The organism is Kitasatospora sp. NPDC085464 (assembly GCF_044541955.1).
Taxonomy (GTDB): domain Bacteria; phylum Actinomycetota; class Actinomycetes; order Streptomycetales; family Streptomycetaceae; genus Kitasatospora.
In genome coordinates this window covers 1-1,169 of the sequence record NZ_JBITTM010000126.1, presented here as the reverse complement: position 1 = coordinate 1,169, position 1,169 = coordinate 1, and the positions used below count along the sequence as shown (strand labels likewise).

Here is a 1,169-nt window from a genome sequence, read left to right as displayed (position 1 = left end):
ACCGTCAGCGGACATGAACCAGCGCTCCGCGCCCCAGCGTTCCCGCCACTGATCCTCGGTCAGGTCTGCGACGTCGAGGTTGTGACGGGTCTTGAGCAAGCGCCGGCCACCTCGGACGACGGAGACCGTTGCGGCCTCACGCTCGGCCTTGACACGCTCGAACTCGGCCTCAAGGTGCGCCAGGCGGCGGGACTTGACGAACCACTCGCGCTTGGACCGGTATCCGCCCGGGGCGCGCTTGGTGCCCTTCTCGCCGATCGGTAGGGACAGGCGGTGGCGGATCGTTGCGATACCGGCCCGCAACGAGTGGAGGTGCTGCCACTGGGCGCGGCGGGACAGCCCCCACTGGTCATGTGTGGTCTTCGTGATCGAACCGGCCCAGCGCGCCGATGACTGCGGCGTCAGGTCACGCTTGCGGGCCGCCCTCTTGGAGGAGTGCTCCGGGCCGTCCCGGATACGCCGGGCCAGATCCCGGGAGGCGAGCGAACCGAGGTGCTCGCCGACCAGCCGCAGGACCTTGCCGTCCTCGGCCGTCAGGCCTTTGAGCCGGTCGCGCACGCACACACCCGAAGCGGGATCGGCGACGAACGGGCGGGCGATGTCACGCAGGTCGGCCACGCTCGGCGGCCTCCAGCGCGGCCTTCGCCCGATCCGTCGCCGAGCGACGCCCGTACAGGCGGGCACAGAACGAGGTCAGTATCCCGACCATGTCCCGCACCGGATCGTCTTCGGCCTCACCCTCGTCCAGGACGACCAGGCGGCGGCCCGACGCGGCGAGCGCGGCTTCCACGAGTTCGACGTTCATCCGGCCGGGGCGGTCCTTGTGCTCGACAACGACCGTTGTCACAGCCGGATCGGCCGGCAGACGACGGGTCTTCGACCGGCCGCCGTCCATCCCGGAACCGATCTCCGATTCGACCCGGACGACACGGTGACCACCCTTGGCCGCCCATCCGGCGAGCCGGGCCGTCTGCCGCTCAAGGTCCGACTTCCGGTCATGTGAGGAGACCCGGGCATACAGGCCGACGCCGCCGGTCGGGTCGTCGGATGCGGTGTTGGCCTCGATGTTCACCAGGATCGTGCGCGGCCCCACCCGCTCGGCCGGAACCGGCACAGTGCCCTGACGGAACCAGCGGTAAGCGGTATGGGGACTGATCCCCTGCGCTCGC

1 protein-coding gene and 1 pseudogene are annotated in these 1,169 nt (G+C 70.3%); both read right to left on the bottom strand.

Features of this window, described 5'->3' with window-relative positions:
• Positions 1-618 (bottom strand): annotated as a pseudogene (locus ACIGG8_RS42880) (IS200/IS605 family accessory protein TnpB-related protein); the annotation flags it as partial.
• Complete coding sequence (locus ACIGG8_RS42875; RefSeq protein ID WP_396553997.1) at positions 602-1,156, bottom strand: IS607 family transposase; 555 nt, start codon at positions 1,154-1,156, stop codon at positions 602-604. The pseudogene ACIGG8_RS42880 and the gene ACIGG8_RS42875, both read right to left, overlap by 17 nt.
• Positions 1,157-1,169 lie beyond the last annotated feature (13 nt).